Genomic DNA, 568 nt, shown 5'->3' on the forward strand with positions numbered 1-568 from the left:
GTATTTACCGACCGCGTACCTGAAGCCGCCATGCAGAAGGTTTTGGGCGATGTAGGCGTAGAATGGCTGGTTGCCGAACCTGTGCCGCTTTGATTTCGGGGGTTACAAAAGGTTAATGAAATTCGGGTACAATGGGGAGGCGTTTTCAGATGGCTGCTATTGAATGGGCAGGTCGTCTGAAAACAATCATCCGTATATGAATGTTCTTTGATTCAGAAGAACAGTTTTGAAAAGACATAAAGATGAATTTCCCCCGTATCAGCGAAAGAACATTTGCCGGCCTTTCATTGGCAGGCAGTATCATTATTATCATCACTACTTCGATATGGTTCTATCAGGTAGGTACTGAAGATTTTGACAGCACATTGATTGCCGGTATGTTGATGCTTGTCTCAGCGAATCTGGTTTATGCCCTGTTTTACCGGCGTTTGCGTCCCGCCACGTTGGCGGGCGGCTTGTGGGCGACAGCCATCGTTTGGGTTTGGTATATGATAGAGGTGCTCGATGAGCTCGCTTACATTCGGCACGGTTCAGGTGATTTATGGTTTGTGTTGCCTTTATTCTATGG

1 pseudogene is annotated in these 568 nt (G+C 46.8%); it reads left to right on the top strand.

Going from position 1 to position 568, the window contains the following annotated elements:
• Window positions 1-242: 242 nt before the first annotated feature.
• Window positions 243-568 (top strand): annotated as a pseudogene (locus ACTHTU_RS11175) (hypothetical protein); the annotation flags it as partial.

It is taken from the genome of Neisseria sp. P0020.S005 (assembly GCF_051957055.1).
GTDB classification, from domain to species: domain Bacteria; phylum Pseudomonadota; class Gammaproteobacteria; order Burkholderiales; family Neisseriaceae; genus Neisseria; species Neisseria subflava_A.